Origin of the sequence: Pseudomonas sp. MWU16-30323 (assembly GCF_020515595.1) — a bacterium.
Classification (GTDB): domain Bacteria; phylum Pseudomonadota; class Gammaproteobacteria; order Pseudomonadales; family Pseudomonadaceae; genus Aquipseudomonas; species Aquipseudomonas yamanorum.
In genome coordinates, this window is the sequence record NZ_JAIWYM010000013.1 from 1 (window position 1) to 17,797 (window position 17,797).

At 62.9% G+C, this 17,797-nt stretch carries 15 protein-coding genes; 12 read left to right on the forward strand and 3 right to left on the reverse strand.

Features of this window, described 5'->3' with window-relative positions; genetic code table 11:
• Nucleotides 1–47: 47 nt before the first annotated feature.
• Nucleotides 48–2,801 (reverse strand): response regulator, encoded by a 2,754-nt coding sequence (locus LIY45_RS16585; RefSeq protein WP_226476941.1) that lies wholly within the window; start codon nucleotides 2,799–2,801, stop codon nucleotides 48–50.
• 205 nt (nucleotides 2,802–3,006) lie between these two features.
• Between LIY45_RS16585 and LIY45_RS16590 the strand changes: the two genes are divergently transcribed.
• A complete protein-coding gene (locus tag LIY45_RS16590; RefSeq protein ID WP_226476942.1) occupies nucleotides 3,007–3,735 on the forward strand; it encodes a response regulator transcription factor in 729 nt (242 codons plus the stop codon).
• The gene (locus LIY45_RS16595) at nucleotides 3,722–5,092 is read left to right on the forward strand and encodes a sensor histidine kinase (RefSeq protein WP_226476943.1); all 1,371 of its coding nucleotides are present in this window, start codon (nucleotides 3,722–3,724) and stop codon (nucleotides 5,090–5,092) included. Before LIY45_RS16590 ends, LIY45_RS16595 begins: the two co-directional genes overlap by 14 nt.
• Before the next feature lie 3 nt (nucleotides 5,093–5,095).
• On the opposite strand, the gene LIY45_RS16600 is transcribed toward LIY45_RS16595, so the two are convergent.
• Nucleotides 5,096–5,611 carry a DUF2062 domain-containing protein gene (locus tag LIY45_RS16600; protein ID WP_017475829.1) on the reverse strand — a complete coding sequence of 172 codons (516 nt, stop codon included), beginning with the start codon at nucleotides 5,609–5,611 and terminating at the stop codon, nucleotides 5,096–5,098.
• A 147-nt stretch (nucleotides 5,612–5,758) separates the two neighbouring features.
• Between LIY45_RS16600 and LIY45_RS16605 the strand changes: the two genes are divergently transcribed.
• The 10 genes from LIY45_RS16605 to LIY45_RS16650 all read left to right on the forward strand — a co-directional run bounded on the left by LIY45_RS16605 (nucleotide 5,759) and on the right by LIY45_RS16650 (nucleotide 14,325).
• The gene (locus LIY45_RS16605) at nucleotides 5,759–8,050 is read left to right on the forward strand and encodes a DNA internalization-related competence protein ComEC/Rec2 (protein WP_226477025.1); all 2,292 of its coding nucleotides are present in this window, start codon (nucleotides 5,759–5,761) and stop codon (nucleotides 8,048–8,050) included.
• A gap of 31 nt (nucleotides 8,051–8,081) precedes the next feature.
• Nucleotides 8,082–8,717 carry a MotA/TolQ/ExbB proton channel family protein gene (locus LIY45_RS16610; protein ID WP_063033914.1) on the forward strand — a complete coding sequence of 212 codons (636 nt, stop codon included), beginning with the start codon at nucleotides 8,082–8,084 and terminating at the stop codon, nucleotides 8,715–8,717.
• On the forward strand, nucleotides 8,714–9,142 hold the full coding sequence (locus LIY45_RS16615) for a biopolymer transporter ExbD (protein WP_017475826.1): 429 nt from the start codon (nucleotides 8,714–8,716) through the stop codon (nucleotides 9,140–9,142). Before LIY45_RS16610 ends, LIY45_RS16615 begins: the two co-directional genes overlap by 4 nt.
• Nucleotides 9,142–10,152: a tetraacyldisaccharide 4'-kinase gene (lpxK, locus tag LIY45_RS16620; RefSeq protein ID WP_226476944.1), complete on the forward strand. Its 1,011-nt coding sequence runs from the start codon at nucleotides 9,142–9,144 to the stop codon at nucleotides 10,150–10,152. Before LIY45_RS16615 ends, lpxK begins: the two co-directional genes overlap by 1 nt.
• A 24-nt stretch (nucleotides 10,153–10,176) precedes the next feature.
• Nucleotides 10,177–10,362 carry a Trm112 family protein gene (locus LIY45_RS16625; RefSeq protein ID WP_003174668.1) on the forward strand — a complete coding sequence of 62 codons (186 nt, stop codon included), beginning with the start codon at nucleotides 10,177–10,179 and terminating at the stop codon, nucleotides 10,360–10,362.
• Nucleotides 10,359–11,123, forward strand: a complete 765-nt coding sequence (kdsB, locus tag LIY45_RS16630; protein ID WP_226476945.1) for a 3-deoxy-manno-octulosonate cytidylyltransferase — start codon at nucleotides 10,359–10,361, stop codon at nucleotides 11,121–11,123. Before LIY45_RS16625 ends, kdsB begins: the two co-directional genes overlap by 4 nt.
• Complete coding sequence (locus tag LIY45_RS16635; RefSeq protein ID WP_017475823.1) at nucleotides 11,123–11,587, forward strand: low molecular weight protein-tyrosine-phosphatase; 465 nt, start codon at nucleotides 11,123–11,125, stop codon at nucleotides 11,585–11,587. Before kdsB ends, LIY45_RS16635 begins: the two co-directional genes overlap by 1 nt.
• Nucleotides 11,584–12,603 carry a UDP-N-acetylmuramate dehydrogenase gene (gene murB, locus LIY45_RS16640; RefSeq protein ID WP_226476946.1) on the forward strand — a complete coding sequence of 340 codons (1,020 nt, stop codon included), beginning with the start codon at nucleotides 11,584–11,586 and terminating at the stop codon, nucleotides 12,601–12,603. Before LIY45_RS16635 ends, murB begins: the two co-directional genes overlap by 4 nt.
• Nucleotides 12,604–12,754: 151 nt before the next feature.
• A complete protein-coding gene (locus tag LIY45_RS16645; RefSeq protein ID WP_226476947.1) occupies nucleotides 12,755–13,741 on the forward strand; it encodes an XdhC family protein in 987 nt (328 codons plus the stop codon).
• Nucleotides 13,738–14,325 carry a nucleotidyltransferase family protein gene (locus tag LIY45_RS16650; protein ID WP_226476948.1) on the forward strand — a complete coding sequence of 196 codons (588 nt, stop codon included), beginning with the start codon at nucleotides 13,738–13,740 and terminating at the stop codon, nucleotides 14,323–14,325. Before LIY45_RS16645 ends, LIY45_RS16650 begins: the two co-directional genes overlap by 4 nt.
• Before the next feature lie 67 nt (nucleotides 14,326–14,392).
• On the opposite strand, the gene rne is transcribed toward LIY45_RS16650, so the two are convergent.
• Nucleotides 14,393–17,641 (reverse strand): ribonuclease E, encoded by a 3,249-nt coding sequence (gene rne / locus LIY45_RS16655; protein ID WP_226476949.1) that lies wholly within the window; start codon nucleotides 17,639–17,641, stop codon nucleotides 14,393–14,395.
• Between the last annotated feature and the right edge of the window lie 156 nt (nucleotides 17,642–17,797).

Here is a 17,797-nt window from a genome sequence, read left to right on the forward strand (position 1 = left end):
CAAGCTCCTCGCCACAGCAAGCGCCCTCACCACATTGCCCCGAAAGTTTACGCGCTGACCCGCGCCTCGCTGGCCAGCCGGGCAATCGCCATGTCCAGTTCATCCAGGGCCGGCATGGCCTTGGCGTCGTCCTGTTTGAGCAGGGTCTCGGCCCGTTGGCAGGCCGCGCGCAGTTGTGGCACGCCGCAATAGCGGGTGGCGCCGTGCAAGCGGTGCACCCGCTCGATCAGGGCGTTGCGGTCGTTGGCGTCCCGGGCGACGCGAATCGCTTCACGGTCGGCCTCAAGGGAAGCCAGTAACATCGCCAGCATGTCCGCCGCCAGATCGGCCTTGCCGGCCGCCAGGCGCAAACCTTCTTCATGGTCCAGCACCGGCAATTGCGCGGCGTGGCCGAAACTTTCGGTGCCGCGTTCCGGGCCTTGGTTGCGCAGGGCCAGCCCGGTCCATTTCAACACCACCTGGGCCAGTTGCCGTTCACTGATGGGCTTGGTCAGGTAGTCATCCATGCCGCTTTGCAGCAGGGCGCGTTTTTCGTTGGCCATCGCATGGGCCGTCAGCGCGACGATGGGCAGCGGCGTGCCATGGCGTTCGCTTTCCCACGTGCGGATCGCCTCGGTGCTCTGGCGACCGTCCATGCCGGGCATCTGCACGTCCATCAGCACCAGGTCGAAGGCTTCCTGCTTTACCGCTTCGATCGCCGAGTAACCGCTTTCCACCGCCTGGACCTTGGCGCCCATATCTTCCAGCAGGGTTTGCACCAGCAGCAGGTTGGCCGGGTTGTCGTCGACACACAGCACCCTCGGCGCGCGGCTGGACAGTGGCTCGCCGGGTTCGCTGCGCAGCGGGCGCGGGCTGATCAGGTCGGCCAGGGCACGGCGCAGTTTGCGGGTGCAGGCGGGTTTGGCCTGCAACTGGCTGTTGGGGTTGGGCACCGACTGGTTGAACAGCAGCTGTTCGGTGGTCGGGCACAGCACCAGTACCTTGCAGCCCAGATGTTCGAGGTCCCACAGGTGTTGGTTCAAACGCTCCGGTGGGATGTCGTTGGCGGTGATGCCCAGTACCGCCAGGTCAATGGCCTGTTCGGTCTGGTGGGCGCTGGTAATGCCATTGGTCAGGCTTTCCAGGCTGTTGAATGGCGTAACTTCCAGGCCGCAGTCTTCCAACTGATGTTGCAGGGCCTGGCGCGCCAGCTCGTGGTTTTCCAGCACGGCCACGCGCCGGCCCAGCAGCGGCGCGGAGGGCAGGTCTTCGATATCGTCACGGGTTTTTGGCAGGTTCAGGCTGATCCAGAATTCCGAGCCTTCTCCCGGCGTGCTGTCGACGCCAATTTCACCGCCCATCTGTTCGATCAGTCGCTTGGAAATCACCAGGCCCAGGCCGGTGCCACCGGGTTGGCGGGACAGCGAGTTGTCCGCCTGGCTGAAGGCCTGGAACAGCGCCCGCACATCCTGGTTCGACAGGCCGATGCCGGTGTCCTGCACACTGATGCGCAGTTGCACGCTGTCTTCCTGTTCGTCTTCAATCATGGCGCGGGCAACGATGGTGCCTTCGCGGGTGAACTTGATCGCGTTGCTCACCAGGTTCGTGAGGATCTGCTTGAGCCGCAGCGGGTCACCCACCAAGGCGAGCGGCGTGTCGCGGTAGACCAGGCTCACCAGCTCCAGCTGTTTGGCGTGGGCGGCCGGGGCGAGAATGGTCAGGGTGTCTTGCAGCAAGTCCCGCAGGTTGAACGGGATGCTGTCGAGCACCAGCTTGCCGGCCTCGATTTTCGAGAAGTCGAGGATTTCGTTGATGATGCCCAGCAGGTTGTCGGCGGACTTTTCGATGGTGCCCAGGTAATCCAGCTGGCGCGGTGACAGTTCGCTTTTCTGCAACAAATGGGTGAAACCAAGGATGCCATTCAACGGCGTGCGGATCTCATGGCTCATGTTGGCCAGAAACTCCGACTTGATGCGGCTGGCTTCCAGGGCTTCCTTGCGGGCCAGGTCCAACTCGATGTTCTGGATCTCGATGGTTTCGAGGTTTTGCCGCACATCTTCGGTGGCCTGGTCGATGCTGTGTTGCAATTCTTCCTGGGCGTTTTGCAGGGTCTCGGCCATGCGGTTGATGCCCGAGGCCAAGTGATCCAGTTCCTGGCTGCCCAGGGGTGGCAAGCGGGTTTCCAGGTTGCCGTCCTTGAGCTGCGCGACGGCCTGTTTGATCAAACCGATCGGTGAGTTGATCGTGCGGCTGATGCGCAAGGCGAGGGCCGCGGTGCAAATCAGGCCGATGGCGATCAGCAGCAGGCTGGCGAACAGGCTGCGGTAGCCCCGCAGCAACATGCCGTTGTGGGACAGTTCCAGCTCGACCCAGCCCAGCAGGCGATCAGATTCGTCCGGGATCAGTTCGCCGGCGAGGTTGCGATGGCGGCCGAATACTGGCAGCAGATAGCGGGTGGCGTCATTGCCGGTGCGCTGCAACAGGTGCGAACTGTTGCCGATGGGCGGCTGGTTGAGCATGGTCGGGCCGGCGTGGGCCAGGGGCGTGCGGTCAGGCCCCAGGAAGGACACGGCGCGTACGTCGGTTTGCTCCAGGGACTGGGTGGCGATGCGTTCCAGCAGGTCGGTGTTTTTGGTGCCCAGTGCCGGCGCGACCAAAGGTGCGAGCTGCTCGGCGATCATCTCGCCCCGTTGCAGCAACTGCGACTGCAATTCCGACAGCTGCATCCAGGTGAAATAGCCGCCCAGCAGCAACGCCATCAGGCTGGTAGGCAATAAGGTCAGCAACAGTACGCGGCCTTTTATTCCCATTTTCGTAAGCACGCCACTCTCCTGTTACCACACTGTTGTCGAATTCCACGCAGGCATCCGGCCCGCGCCACCTGCGCAGTGTAGCCATTTGCGCGGCGTGGAATCTTGCAAAATTAAAGACCTGAGGCAAACCTTGGTCCCCTGGACGCCCGGCGGCGGTTGCTCATAGGGGGGCAATCTTGAATAATCAGTCATTGAGAATGACTTGCAGACGCTAATGAATCCTGTAGCACCCGGCTTACCCAGTATCCTGGCGATTGAAGACGATCCTGTGCTTGGCGCCTATGTCCATGAGCAATTGGGCCGCTGTGGCTTCGAGGTGACCTGGTGCCAGAACGGCCAGCAGGGCCTGCAAATGGCCCGTGATCAACGCTTCGACGTGGTGTTGATGGACATTCTGTTGCCGGGCATGGACGGCTTGTCGGTGCTCACGCATCTGCGCCAGAGCCATTCGATCCCGGTGATCCTGATGTCGGCCCTGGGGGCTGAAGCCGACCGCATCAGCGGCTTTCGCCTGGGGGCGGACGATTACCTGCCCAAGCCGTTCAGCATGGTCGAGTTGCGGGTGCGCATCGAGGCAATCCTGCGCCGGGTCGCCCTGGATCGGCGGCCTTTGCCGGCCCTGGCGGCGGTGCGCGACGATGCCCGTAGCCTGCGTTTCGATGATGAGCAGTGTGATGTGTTTCACCGGGAGCATTGGGCCGGCCTGACCCGCAGCGAGTATCGCCTGCTGGAAACCCTGCACCGCAACGGCGAAGAAGTCCTCAGCAAAGCCTTCCTTTATCAACATGTCTTTCAGCGCGGCTACGCGCCCCATGACCGCAGCCTGGACATGCACATCAGCCAGATTCGTCGCAAGCTCAAGGCCATCGGCTACAGCGAGCGGGAAGTGCGCACGGTGTGGGGCAAGGGCTATGTGTTGAGCGGTCACGATGACGGGCTTTAAGGCCGCCCTCAAGCGGCTGCCGGGCAAGCATTCGTTATTCTGGAAACTGGCGTGCCTGCTGATCGCTTTCTGTTTGCTGATGATCTGGCTCAGTTGGTCCTGGGGCCGGTACATGGAAGAGCAGAATGCCTTTCTGTCCAACGAGGCTCGCGCCACCTTGAGCGGTTATGCAGCCGGTGCGGAGCTGGCCTGGAACAAGGGCGGCAACGCTGGTGTGGACGAATGGCTGCACACCCTGGGCCAGCGCGAGCGCACGTGGGTGGGTGTTATCGGTAACGACCTGCAATCCTTGAGCAGCTACCCGCTGACGGACAAGGAAAGCCAGCGCCTGACCTTCCTGCGTGGCCTGGACTGGCCCGTCAGCCGGCATGCCAAGGGCTTGCCGTGGTTGAAAATCCCGTTCCCGCTCGACCCAGGGGCCGGTTCACTGGTGATCGAATTGCCACGGCGTTTCATGCCTGGGCAAAACCAGCTGTTCTGGCGGATCGTCACCAATGGCGTGATTCCCGGCCTGTTCACCCTGTTGCTCTGCATCGGCCTTTACCGGCTGTTGATCATGCCCCTCAACCACCTGCGGGAGCAGGCCAACGCCTGGCGTGCCGATCAATTGAGCACCCGGCTTTCCCGCGATACCACCAGCCGCCAGGATGAACTGGGGGAGTTGGGTCGCGCGTTTGACCAGATGTCGGAACGCCTGCAAGGCACCGTAGCCCTGCAACAGCAACTGCTGCGGGATTTGTCCCATGAGCTGCGCACACCGCTGAGCCGTTTGCGCGTCGCCTGCGACAGCGAGCAGGACCTGACCCAACTGCGCGAGCGCCTGGGAAGGGAAATCGACGGCATGCAGCGCCTGGTGGAAGACACCCTGCAGTTGGCCTGGCTCGACACGGAACGCGCGCCGCTGCCCAAGGAAGACATCCAGGTGCAGGCGCTGTGGGACATGCTGCGGGAAAACGCCTGTTTTGAAAGTGGCTGGCCGGCTTCACGTTTGCAGTGCGAACTGGGGGTCGACTGCTGGGTGCGCGGGCATCTGAACCTGCTGGCCCAGGCGTTGGAAAACATCCTGCGCAATGCCATCCGGCACTCACCGCAACACGGGAATGTGCAGTTAGGCGGGGAACGGGAGGGGGAGTACTGGCACCTTTGGCTGGAAGACCAGGGCGGCGGGATCGATGAGGTGGAGCTGGAGCGAATCTTCGCGCCATTCACCCGGCTGGACGGTTCACGGCCCGGCGACGGCGGCTTTGGCCTGGGCTTGAGCATTGCGCGCAACGCTGTGCAGCGTCAGGACGGCAGCTTGTGGGCGGAGAATACCGGCCAGGGTTTGCGCGTGCACATGCGCTTGCTGGCCCGCTAACGGTTACAACCTGCGCTGTTTGCGTTTCTTCCACTGACGGGCCACCCACCAGCGCCAGTAGCCCATGGTCAGGCAATACCCCAGCGCTGCCATCACCAGCCCCAGTACCACCGAGCCCAGCAGGAAGGGTTGCCACAACGTCGACAACTGCCCGCTGATCCATTCCCAGGTCAACTCGTCGGGCATGCTGCGGGGGGGCACGTTCATCAGCCAGGCGCCGGTCATGTAGGTGCAGAAGAACACCGGCGGCATGGTGATCGGGTTGGTCAGCCACACCAGGCTCACGGCAATCGGCATGTTGCCGCGCACGCTGATGGCGAGGATCGCCGCCAGCAGCATCTGCAAGGGAATGGGGATGAATGCCGCGAACAGACCAACGGCCATCGCCCGGGCAACCGAGTGGCGATTGAGGTGCCAGAGGTTCGGGTCATGCAGCAACTTGCCGAGAAAGCGTAAGGATTTGTGTTCCCGGATGCTGGTCGGATCGGGCATGTACCGTTTGAATAAGCGCCGTGGCATAAGGGGTCCAGGTCAGTTCGAGGGGCAAGTATGCCCGCATTCCAAGAACGGTAAATTCAGACTTTGTGACAAATAATAATAGGCCGCTTCGGTAGCCCGGCTAAGACTCAATGGGTCGCTTTCAAGGAACGATCCATGAGAACAGGGATGTTCGCACTCGCGCTGGGGCTGCTCGCCCTGCGTTTTTTACCGGCGTTGCCATCCAGCGGCTGGCTGCTGCTGATGCCGGTGTTGGCCCTGACGCTGCTGCCTTTTCGCACCTATCCGCTGGCGTTTTTCCTGCTCGGGCTGGCCTGGGCGTGCCTGAGTGCGCAGTGGGCGCTGGATGACCGGTTGGCACCGCGTCTGGATGGCCAGACCCGCTGGGTGGAGGGGCGTGTCAGCGGGTTGCCGCAGCAGACAAGCGACGGTGTTCGCTTTGAACTGACCGACAGCCGGTCACGCAAGGACCTGCTTGCGAAGCGCATCCGTGTGTCCTGGCGTGGCGGGCCAGCGGTTCAGAGCGGTGAGCGCTGGCGGTTGGCCGTGACCCTCAAGCGTCCCTCCGGTTTGCTGAATGCCGAGGGGTTTGACTATGAAGCCTGGCTGCTGGCCCAGCGGATTGGCGCCACGGGTTCGGTCAAGGATGGCCAGAAGCTGGCGCCTGCGCGGCATGCCTGGCGCGACGGGATTCGCCAGCGGCTGTTGGCAGTGGATGCCCAAGGGCGAGCGGCGGGCCTGGCGGCGCTGGTGCTCGGGGACGGTTCCGGGCTGGCCGCCGAGGATTGGCGGGTTCTGCAAGACACCGGCACCGTGCATTTATTGGTGATTTCCGGGCAGCACATTGGGCTGCTGGCAGGGTTGATCTATGGCCTGGTCGCCGGCCTGGCGCGCTTCGGGTGTTGGCCGAAACCCTTGCCGTGGCTGCCTTGGGCCTGCGGCCTGGGGTTTGCTGCGGCGCTGGGCTATGGCTTGCTGGCCGGTTTCGAAGTGCCGGTGCAGCGGGCCTGCGTGATGGTGGGACTGGTCTTGCTATGGCGTCTGCGGTTTCGTCACTTGGGGAGCTGGTGGCCGCTGTTGCTGGCGTTGAACGCGGTGCTGATCCTCGAGCCCTTGGCCAGCCTGCAACCGGGGTTCTGGCTGTCCTTTGCGGCGGTGGCGGTGCTGATTCTGGCGTTCAGTGGCCGACTGGGCCCCTGGCGTGCCTGGCAGGCCTGGACCCGGGCCCAGTGGTTGATTGCCATCGGCCTGTTTCCGCTGCTGCTGGTGCTCGGCCTGCCCATCAGCCTGAGCGGGCCGCTCGCCAACCTGTTCGCGGTGCCGTGGATCAGCCTGCTGGTGCTGCCTCTGGCCTTGCTGGGTACGGTGTTATTGCCGCTGCCTTATATAGGTGAAGGTTTGTTATGGCTGGCGGGCGGCACACTGGACTGGCTGTTCAAGGCCTTGGCGTTGCTGGCGCAGTACGTGCCGGCCTGGATACCGGCGCAAGTGCCCATGGGCTATTGGCTGGTGAGCCTGCTGGGGGCGGTGCTGTTATTGCTGCCCAAGGGCGTGCCGTTTCGGCTGCTGGGCTGGCCGATGTTGCTGCTGGCGGTGTTTCCGCCTCGGGAGTCGATCCCTCACGGGCGGGCTGAGGTGGTGCAACTGGATGTCGGCCAAGGGTTGGCGATCATCCTGCGTACCCGTAACCACGTTCTGCTCTATGACGCCGGGCCGCGCTCCGGTGAGTTCGACCTTGGCACGCGCGTGGTATTGCCTGCGTTGCGCAAACTGGGTGTCGCGGGGCTGGACATGATGCTGCTCAGTCATGCCGATGCCGATCATGCCGGTGGTGCGTTGGCGGTTGCCCACGGGTTGCCGGTCAAGCGCGTGGTGGGCGGCGAGACCGAACGGCTGCCGGCGGCACTCGGTACTCAAGCCTGCGTCAGTGGCGAGCGGTGGGATTGGGATGGCGTGACCTTCGAGCTGTGGCAATGGCCTGATGCGACGGACGGTAATCAGATGTCCTGTGTGTTGCTGGTGCAGGCCAATGGCGAACGGTTGCTGCTGACAGGTGATATTGACCGTGAAGCCGAGCGGGCATTGCTGGCCACACCCCTGGGGGCTCCTGTCGATTGGTTGCAGGCGCCGCACCATGGCAGCCGCAGCTCGTCGTCATGGCCGTTTCTCCAGCGCCTTGCACCCAAGGCAGTGTTGATTTCCCGTGGCCGCAGCAATGCCTTCGGCCATCCCCATCCCCACGTACTGGAGCGATACCAGGCCGTAGGCAGCCTGATTTACGATAGCGCCGAGCAAGGCGCACTTCGCCTGCAACTGGGTAGCTTCCAGCCGCCGCTGGCCGCGCGCAGCCAGCGGCGTTTCTGGCGCGAGCCCCCGCCGCAAAACAGCGTTACCAAAGACTGGTCCCTGCGACAGGATGCTCTGGGGCCGGTCAGCCCTTCCGCCGGACCCTTATGGTAAAGTGGCGCACTTTTTCGAGGGGACATTCACTGTGTGGGAATTGGTCAAATCCGGCGGCTGGATGATGTTGCCGATCATTTTGAGTTCCATCGCCGCACTCGGCATCATCGCCGAACGCCTGTGGACCCTGCGTGCCAGCCGTGTAACACCTGACCACCTGCTGGGCCAGGTCTGGGGCTGGATCAAGAACAAGCAGCTCGACAAGGCAAAGCTCAAGGAACTGCGCGCCAACTCGCCCCTGGGTGAAATCCTCGCCGCCGGCCTCGCCAACTCCAAGCATGGTCGCGAGATCATGAAGGAATGCATCGAAGAGGCCGCCGCCCGGGTCATCCATGAGCTGGAGCGCTACATCAATGCGCTGGGCACCATCGCCGCCATGGCGCCGTTGCTCGGCCTGCTCGGTACGGTGCTGGGCATGATCGATATCTTCAGCTCCTTCATGGGCTCGGGCATGACCACCAACGCCGCAGTACTGGCTGGTGGTATTTCCAAGGCCTTGATCACCACGGCGGCGGGCCTGATGGTCGGTATTCCTTCGGTGTTCTTCCACCGCTTCCTGCAACGGCGCATCGACGAGCTGGTGGTGGGCATGGAGCAGGAAGCCATCAAGCTGGTGGAAGTGGTGCAGGGCGACCGTGACGTGGACCTGGTTGAGGGCAAAGCGTGAAATTTCGCCGCAAGCAACGGGAAAACGTCGATATCAACCTGGCTTCGTTGATTGACGTGGTGTTTATCCTGCTGCTGTTTTTTGTCGTCACCACCACCTTTACCCGGGAAACCCAACTGCGGGTCGACCTGCCGGAAGCCGTCAGCGGCTCTCCGGCGCAAGACCAGCAGGCCAAGCAACTGGACATCGCCATCAGCGCCGATGGCGTGTTCTCGGTGAATAACCAGTTGCTGGAGAAAAACGACCTGGCCAGCCTGATGGAAGCACTGCAGAAGGAGTCCGGTGGCGACACTAACTTGCCACTGTCCATCAGCGCCGATGGCAACACCAAGCACCAGGCCGTGATCACTGCGATGGACGCTGCCGGCAAGCTCGGCTTCAGCCATTTGCGCATGACCACGGTCGAGGCGGCGAGCCAACCCTGATGGCCATGACTGATCGTTTGCTCAAGGCCTGGTACGAAGGCCATCCGGCGCTTGCGTTGTTGCAGCCGCTGGAGTCCCTCTATCGCCGGGTGGTGCAGCGCAAGCGCGCGCGGTTCCTGGCGGGCGAGGGCGAGATCTACCAGTCGCCAGTGCCGGTCGTGGTCGTCGGTAACATCACCGTCGGTGGTACCGGCAAGACCCCCTTGATTCTTTGGCTGATCGACCATTGCCAGCGCAGCGGTTTGCGCGTCGGTGTGGTCAGCCGCGGTTATGGTGCCAAGCCGCCGGCGTTTCCTTGGCGCGTCGATGCCAGTCACACCGCAGCGGTGGCGGGGGATGAACCTCTGCTGATCGTGCAACGCAGCGGCGTACCCCTGATGATCGATCCGGACCGCAGTCGCGCCGTCAAGGCGTTGCTGGCCAGCGAAACCCTGGACCTGATTCTCTCCGACGACGGCCTGCAACATTACCGCCTGGCCCGTGACCTGGAACTGGTATTGATTGATGCCGCCCGTGGGCTCGGCAACCGTCGCTGTTTGCCGGCGGGCCCGTTGCGCGAGCCGGTCGAGCGTTTGCAAAGCGTCGATGCGCTGCTTTATAACGGTGCCGGTTCAGACCGCGAGGATGGCTTTGCCTTCCGCCTGCTGCCCACCGCGCTGGTCAACCTGCACACCGGCGAGCGCCAACCTGTCGACCACTTCCCGGTAGGTCAGCAGGTGCATGCGGTGGCCGGCATCGGCAACCCGCAACGTTTCTTCAATACCCTCGAGACGCTACACTGGCGCCCAATACCCCATGCTTTTGCCGACCACGCGCCCTACAGCGCCGAGGTCTTGAATTTCACACCGGCACTGCCGTTGGTCATGACTGAAAAGGACGCGGTGAAGTGCCGCGCCTTTGCCAGGCCCGACTGGTGGTACCTTGCGGTGGACGCGGCACCGTCACCGGCGTTTACCGCCTGGTTCGACACGCAGTTGATGCGCTTGCTGCCCGCTCGCCTTTTGCCTTAAAACGCTGCTCTCCAGGACATACTCATGGACACCAAACTGCTCGATATCCTCGCTTGCCCGATCTGCAAAGGTCCGCTCAAGCTCAGCGCCGACAAAACCGAGCTGATCAGCAAGGGCGCCGGCCTGGCGTACCCGATCCGTGACGGCATTCCGGTAATGCTCGAAAGCGAAGCCCGCACCCTGACCACCGACGAGCGCCTGGATAAATGACCACTGCCTTCACCGTCGTCATCCCGTCCCGCTACGCCTCCACCCGTCTGCCCGGCAAACCGCTGCAGCTGATCGGCAACAAGCCGATGATCCAGCTGGTGTGGGAACAGGCTTGCAAAAGCAGCGCCGAACGGGTGGTGGTGGCCACCGATGATCCGCGCATCATCGAGGCCTGCAACGGCTTTGGCGCCGAAGCGGTGCTGACCCGTGAAGACCACAATTCCGGCACCGACCGCCTGGCCGAAGTGGCCACCCAGCTGGGGCTGGCGGCGGACGCCATCGTGGTCAACGTACAAGGCGACGAGCCGTTGATTCCGCCCAGCGTGATCGACCAGGTGGCGGCCAACCTGGCGGCCCATGGCGAAGCCCGCATGGCCACCCTGGCCGAGCCGATTGAAGATATCGAGACCCTGTTCAACCCCAACGTGGTGAAAGTGGTCAGCGACATCAATGGCCTGGCGCTGACCTTCAGCCGCTCCACCTTGCCGTGGGCGCGGGATGCGTTTGCCAAGCAGCCGGACGTGCTGCCGGCGGGCGTGCCTTATCGCCGCCACATCGGTATCTACGCCTACCGCGCCGGGTTCCTCCATGACTTCGTCAGTTGGGGCCCGTGCTGGCTGGAAAACACTGAATCCCTGGAACAACTGCGTGCCTTGTGGCACGGCGTGCGCATTCATGTGGGCGATGCCCTGGAAGCGCCACCGGCGGGTGTCGATACCCCTGAAGACCTCGAGCGCGTCCGTCGCCTGCTGGGGGCCTGATGCAGGTTCTGTTCGTCTGCCTGGGCAATATCTGCCGTTCCCCGACGGCAGAAGGTGTGTTGCGCCACAAGCTACGTGAAGCCGGCCTGGCTGATCGGGTTGAGGTGGCCTCCGCCGGCACCGGTGAATGGCACGTTGGCAATCCACCGGACAAGCGCAGCCAGCGGGCAGCGCTGCAGCGGGGTTACGACTTGTCGGCCCAGCGTGCGCAGCAGGTGTCCCGTGCCGACTTTTCCCGTTACGACCTGATCCTCGCCATGGACCAGAGCAACCTGCGCAACCTCAAGGCCATGCAGCCGGCTCAAGGCAAGGCGGACCTGGACTTGTTCCTGCGCCGTTATGACTCGGTGGTGGATGAAGTGCCAGACCCTTACTACGAAGGCGACCAGGGCTTTGAAACCGTGCTCGACCTGATCGAGCGCGCCTGTGACCTGTTGGTGATTGAATTGAAGGGCCGGTTATGACGTTGCAGGTGCAGGCACAGGTATCGCTCAAACCGTTCAACAGCTTTGGCATCGACGTGCGAGCCCGGCTGTTTGCCGAGGCCCGCAACGACGCTGACGTGCGTGAGGCCTTGGCCTATGCCGCCGGGCAACAATTGCCGTTGCTGGTGATTGGCGGCGGCAGCAATTTGCTGCTGACCCAGGATATCGACGCGCTGGTGCTGCGCATGGCCAGCCAGGGCATTCGGGTATTGCATGATGATGGCGTGCACGTCGTGGTGGAAGCCGAAGCGGGTGAAGCCTGGCATCCGTTTGTGCTGTGGACCTTGGCCCAGGGCTTTTCCGGCCTGGAAAATCTCAGCCTGATCCCTGGCACGGTCGGCGCCGCACCGATGCAGAACATCGGCGCCTACGGTGTGGAGATCAAGGACGTATTCAGCGGCTTGACCGCCCTCGACCGCCAGACCGGTGAGCTGCGGGATTTCAGCCTGGCTGAATGCGACTTTGCCTACCGTGACAGCCTGTTCAAACATGAGGTAGGGCGCTGGCTGATCCTGCGGGTGCGTTTTGCCCTGAGTCGCGCCGTGCACCTGAAGCTTGAATACGGGCCGGTGCAACAGCGCCTGACTGAGCAAGGCATCGTGCAGGCCACTCCCAGCGATGTCAGCCGAGCGATTTGCAGCATTCGTAGCGAGAAGCTGCCCGACCCGGCGGTGCTCGGCAATGCCGGCAGTTTCTTCAAGAACCCGCTGGTGTCCCAGGCGCTGGCCGCCGAGTTGCAGCTGCAATACCCGGACCTGGTGGCTTACCCCCAGGCTGACGGGCAGATGAAACTGGCCGCCGGCTGGCTGATCGACAAGGCGGGCTGGAAAGGCTTTCGTGATGGCGATGCCGGTGTGCATCGCTTGCAGGCGCTGGTGCTGGTGAACTATGGCGCGGCCACCGGCCAGGAGATTGCGGGGCTCGCGCTTCGTATCCAGCAGGACATCGAAAAGCGCTTCAAGGTTGTGCTGGAGATGGAGCCCAACCGCTATTGAACTAAGCGGGTTTTTTGACGCACCAAGCCCTGCATAGCGGGGCTTTTTTATTGCCGCTGAGTTAACTTGGCTGACTACCGATATTTTTTTATCAACTCATAGATGCTGTTTATCAAAACCAGCTACGTGTTTGGCAGGAGGCGAAGGCCTGATGGACAGTGTTGATCTGAATGTGTTGCGCAGCGTGCTGGAATGGCGCCGCGCCGGGCAGCGGGTGGTGCTGTACAGCGTGGTCCAGACCTGGGGCAGTGCGCCGCGTCCGCCGGGGGCCATGCTGGCCTTGCGCGGCGACGGCGTGGTAATTGGCTCGGTGTCTGGCGGCTGTATCGAGGACGACTTGATCGCCCGTTTGCAGGATGGCCGGTTGCCTGAAGACGGGCCGCCGGTGCAGCTTGTGACGTATGGCGTCACCCGGGACGAAGCGGCGCGTTTTGGTCTGCCGTGCGGCGGTACCTTGCGCCTGACCGAAGAGCGGGTGGGTGATCCAGGTTGGGTCGCTGAACTGCTGGCGCGCTGCGAGGCCCACGAGATTGTCGCTCGTGAGTTGGACCTGGCCACAGGTGAAGTGGTGTTGAGCGGTGCGAGCAAGACCGATGTGGTCAGCTTTGACGGCGAGCGCTTGCGGGCGATTTATGGTCCGCGCTGGCGCCTGCTGCTGATTGGCGCCGGCCAGCTGTCACGCTATGTGGCGGAAATGGCTCGGTTGCTGGATTTCGAAGTGTTGATCTGCGACCCGCGCCAAGAGTTTGTGTACGGCTGGGAAGAACAGCACGGGCGCTTTGTGCCGGGCATGCCCGATGAAGCCGTACTGAATATTCAGACCGATGAACGCACCGCTATTGTCGCGCTCACCCATGACCCGCGTCTGGATGACATGGCGCTGCTGACGGCCCTCAATTCCCGGGCGTTCTACATTGGTGCCCTGGGCTCGCGGGTCAACAGCCAGAAGCGCCGGGAAAACCTCGCCGCGTTGGGGTTGAGTGCGGACGCCATTGCGCGGCTGCATGGGCCGATTGGCCTGCATATCGGCAGCCATACGCCAGCGGAAATTGCCCTGTCGTTGATGGCGGAAATCGTCGCCATCAAGAACGGGATTGATCTGTTGCAGAAAAAGCCGCTGCAGGCAGCCGTCAGTTGACGGGCATCACCGCGATCATCCTGGCAGCGGGGCAGGGCAGTCGTTTTCGGGCCGAAGCGGGGGCGGATCAGGACAAGTTGCTGGCGCCCTGCGTGGGCCGGGATGGCATCACGCGGCCAGTGATTGAGCAGGTGCTGGTGAATTTGCCGGCGGCGGTTACCAAGCGCTGGCTGGTGACGTCGCCGGATCGCACCGAAGTCATTCGGCTGGCGCAACTGCAGGGATGCGAAGTGCTGCTTTTACGCTCGCCGGGTATGGGTGACAGCATCGCGGCTGCAGTGGCGGCCAGTGGTCCGTCTGCCGGTTGGCTGGTGGTGCTGGGGGATATGCCGTTCATCCTGCCGGCAAGTATCGAGCAAGTGATGGCAGGCCTGGAGGAAGACGGTATCAGCGTCCCGGTGCATGCAGGTCAGTATGGGCATCCCGTGGGGTTTGGCCGTTCATTCGGCCCTGCCTTGATGGCGCTCACGGGAGATCGTGGAGCAAAGCCGTTGTTTGCCATGGCTTCGGTGCAGGAAGTCGCTGTCGATGATCCCGGTGTGTTGTGGGATGTGGATGTGCCGGCGTTGTTGAACTACCGCTAGCGGACAGCGCAGGCATAAAAAAGCCCCGCCTGATCACTCAGGCGGGGCTTTTTAGTGGCCGATGGAATCAGACGAGGGGTTTAGGCTCGTGCTCTGCTTCCAAGGCTTTTGGGTGATGCTCTACCACTTCTTCAACGGAACGCGGGGTCTCGTCGATGGCGGGGGCAGTGTGCTCAACCACAGCTTCGGTGACCGGGGCAGGGGCTGCTTCGACCACTTCAGCGACGGCTGGAGCGGCTTCGGCAGCGGCCTTGGCAGCAGCGGCAGCCGCTTCAGCTTCCTTGCGGCGGCGACGCACTTCACGCGGGTCGTTCGGCGCACGGCCGTTTTCAGTCAGGGCGCTGGCCGGAGCGGCTTCAACCACCGGTGCTGCCACTTCGGCAACCACTGGCGCTTCAACCACTGGAGCAGGCTCGGCGACAACGGCCACAGGCTCAGCGGCGACAACCACTTCAGCGACTGGCGCCGGAGCTTCTTCGACCACTGGAGCAGGTGCTGGCGCTTCAACCGCTGGGGCTGGCTCGGCAGTCCACTGGAAGGCAGTCTGTTCTTCGCGAACTTCACGCACTTCAGGGGTTGGCTCGGCAACCGGTGCTTCAACGGCGGCTTCAACCACTGGCTGTTGTTCAATAACAGCGGCAGGCTCGGCAACCACTTCAGCTTCAGGCTGAGGCTCGCGAACTTCACGCACTTCACGAACGTGACGAGTCGGCGCGACTTCTACTTCAGGAACAACCGGAGCTTCGACCGGAGTCGTTGCTTCAACCACGGGCGCTTCGACGGCTGGCGTCTCTACAGCAGGGCTTTCCTGGATGGCAGCGGTAGCGGCTTCAGCTTGCGCGTTGGCCTGGGCTTCAGCAGGTGCGCTGATGACCGAGCTGGCAACAGCAGCGGTAACGGCCAGGCCGGCAGCCAGTTCGGCGCCAGTCGGTTCGCCAGTCGCGGTAGCTTCGCCGGTCTCTTCCGAACCTTCGATTTCATTGCCGTTGGCATCACGTTGACGCTCGCGACGGTTGCTGCGACGACGCTGGCCACGGGAGCGGCGGCGTGGACGATCGCCTTCGGCGTTGTCCTGACCGTCTTCCTGTTGCTGATCTTCGTTGGACAGCAGCTCTTCTTCTTCACCGGCTGGAGCCGCTTGTTCGGCACGTGGTTGACGCTCTTCACGAGGAGGGCGTGGCGCACGTTCTTCACGGGGCTGACGAGCTGGACGCTCTTCAGCAGTGGCAGCGGTGGCAGCAGCAGCGGCTACGGCTGGAGCGGCATCCAGCGGCTCGCGCAGTTCACGCACGCGTTCTTCACGCTCGCCACGTGGCTTGCGGTCTTCACGCGGGGCGCGTGGAGCGCGCGGTGCACGTTCTTCCCGTGGTGCACGCTCTTCACGGGCTACGGTTGGCGTTTCTTCACGGGATTCGCGCGGTTGGCGCTCTTCACGTGGGGCGCGTTCTTCGCGTGGCGCACGTTCTTCACGAGGCTTGCGCTCTTCGTCACGGCGACCGTTGCGATTGCGGCTCTGCTGGCGACCGTTGCGACGCTCTTCATTGCGTGCAGGGCGTTCAGCGGCAGGCTTCTCGACCACAACTGGAGCCACTGGCTCTTCCTTGGTGGCGAACAGGCTGACCAGCGACTTCACCAGGCCCTTGAACAGGCTTGGCTCTGGCAGGGCGGCAGGCGCGGCAACCGGCGCGGCAGCTTCAACCGGAACCGGTGCGTTGGCACGGGCTGGCGCGGTCTTGACGGCAGCTTCCTGGCGAACCAGGGTGCGGGTCGCGGCGGCTGGCTGGACTTCTTCCACTTCGGCAGCGGCAGCAGCGATTTCGTAGCTGGACTGGTTGACGTGGGCTTCCGGGCTGTCATCACGCAGGCGCTGCACTTCGAAGTGCGGCGTCTCGAGGTGATCGTTCGGCAGGATGACGATGCGGGCACGGGTGCGCAGTTCGATCTTGGTGATCGAGTTGCGTTTTTCGTTGAGCAGGAACGCAGCCACCGGAATAGGCACCTGGGCGCGCACTTCGGCAGTGCGGTCTTTCAGGGCTTCTTCTTCGATCAGGCGCAGGATCGCCAGGGACAGCGATTCAACGTCACGGATGATGCCGGTGCCGTTGCAACGCGGGCAAACGATGCCGCTGCTTTCGCCCAGGGATGGACGCAGGCGCTGACGGGACATTTCCAGCAGGCCGAAGCGCGAGATGCGGCCGACCTGTACGCGGGCACGGTCAGCTTCCAGGCATTCGCGGACTTTCTCTTCCACGGCGCGCTGGTTCTTGGCAGGGGTCATGTCGATGAAGTCGATCACGATCAGGCCGCCGATATCACGCAGGCGCAGCTGGCGGGCGATTTCTTCAGCCGCTTCCAGGTTGGTCTGCAGGGCGGTTTCTTCGATGTCGCTACCCTTGGTGGCGCGCGCCGAGTTGATGTCGATGGACACCAGGGCTTCGGTCGGGTCGATCACGATGGAGCCACCGGAAGGCAGTTCGACTACGCGCTGGAAAGCGGTTTCGATCTGGCTTTCGATCTGGAAACGGTTGAACAGCGGAACGCTGTCTTCGTAGAGCTTGATCTTGCTGGCGTACTGCGGCATCACCTGGCGGATGAAAGTCAGGGCTTCGTCCTGGGCTTCAACGCTGTCGATCAGCACTTCGCCGATGTCCTGGCGCAGGTAGTCGCGGATGGCGCGGATGATCACGTTGCTTTCCTGGTAGATCAGGAATGGCGCGGAACGATCCAGGGACGCTTCTTTGATAGCGGTCCAGAGTTGCAGCAGGTAGTCGAGGTCCCACTGCATTTCTTCGCTGCTGCGGCCCAGGCCGGCAGTGCGCACGATCAGGCCCATGTCGGCCGGAGCGATCAGGCCGTTCAGCGCTTCACGCAGTTCGTTGCGCTCTTCGCCTTCGATGCGACGGGAGATACCGCCGGCACGCGGGTTGTTCGGCATCAGGACCAGATAGCGGCCAGCCAGGCTGATGAAGGTGGTCAGGGCGGCGCCCTTGTTGCCACGTTCTTCTTTTTCCACCTGAACGATGACTTCCTGGCCTTCGCTCAGGACGTCCTTGATGTTCACGCGGCCTTCTGGGGCCTTCTTGAAGTATTCGCGGGAGATTTCTTTGAGGGGCAGGAAGCCATGGCGCTCGGAGCCGAAATCGACAAAGGCAGCCTCAAGGCTTGGTTCGATACGAGTAATCCGGCCTTTATAGATGTTGGCCTTCTTTTGCTCGCGTGCACCGGACTCGATGTCCAGGTCGTAGAGGCGTTGGCCGTCTACCAGTGCAACACGCAACTCTTCGGGTTGAGTTGCGTTAATCAGCATTCTTTTCATGTTGTACCGTCGGTTTCCGGGCTGCCGGAAACGGCGTTCGGCACACACGACTTCTCACGGTCGGTGTCAGGTGCGTCAAGAGTGGTTGGCCACTCCAGTGTCCAGCAATACCCGCCAAAATGGGCGGTATCGCGACGTACGCTTCCTGCTTGCTGT

Excerpts from the sequence above, each read along its gene's own strand:
- LIY45_RS16595 (WP_226476943.1), top strand. The coding sequence starts at position 3,722 with ATGACGGGCTTTAAGGCCGCCCTCAAGCGGCTGCCGGGCAAGCATTCG.
- rne (WP_226476949.1), bottom strand. The coding sequence starts at position 17,641 with ATGAAAAGAATGCTGATTAACGCAACTCAACCCGAAGAGTTGCGTGTT.
- LIY45_RS16605 (WP_226477025.1), top strand. The coding sequence starts at position 5,759 with ATGTTCGCACTCGCGCTGGGGCTGCTCGCCCTGCGTTTTTTACCGGCG.
- LIY45_RS16635 (WP_017475823.1), top strand. The coding sequence starts at position 11,123 with ATGCAGGTTCTGTTCGTCTGCCTGGGCAATATCTGCCGTTCCCCGACG.
- LIY45_RS16625 (WP_003174668.1), top strand. The coding sequence starts at position 10,177 with ATGGACACCAAACTGCTCGATATCCTCGCTTGCCCGATCTGCAAAGGT.
- kdsB (WP_226476945.1), top strand. The coding sequence starts at position 10,359 with ATGACCACTGCCTTCACCGTCGTCATCCCGTCCCGCTACGCCTCCACC.
- LIY45_RS16600 (WP_017475829.1), bottom strand. The coding sequence starts at position 5,611 with ATGCCACGGCGCTTATTCAAACGGTACATGCCCGATCCGACCAGCATC.
- lpxK (WP_226476944.1), top strand. The coding sequence starts at position 9,142 with ATGGCCATGACTGATCGTTTGCTCAAGGCCTGGTACGAAGGCCATCCG.
- murB (WP_226476946.1), top strand. The coding sequence starts at position 11,584 with ATGACGTTGCAGGTGCAGGCACAGGTATCGCTCAAACCGTTCAACAGC.
- LIY45_RS16645 (WP_226476947.1), top strand. The coding sequence starts at position 12,755 with ATGGACAGTGTTGATCTGAATGTGTTGCGCAGCGTGCTGGAATGGCGC.
- LIY45_RS16590 (WP_226476942.1), top strand. The coding sequence starts at position 3,007 with ATGAATCCTGTAGCACCCGGCTTACCCAGTATCCTGGCGATTGAAGAC.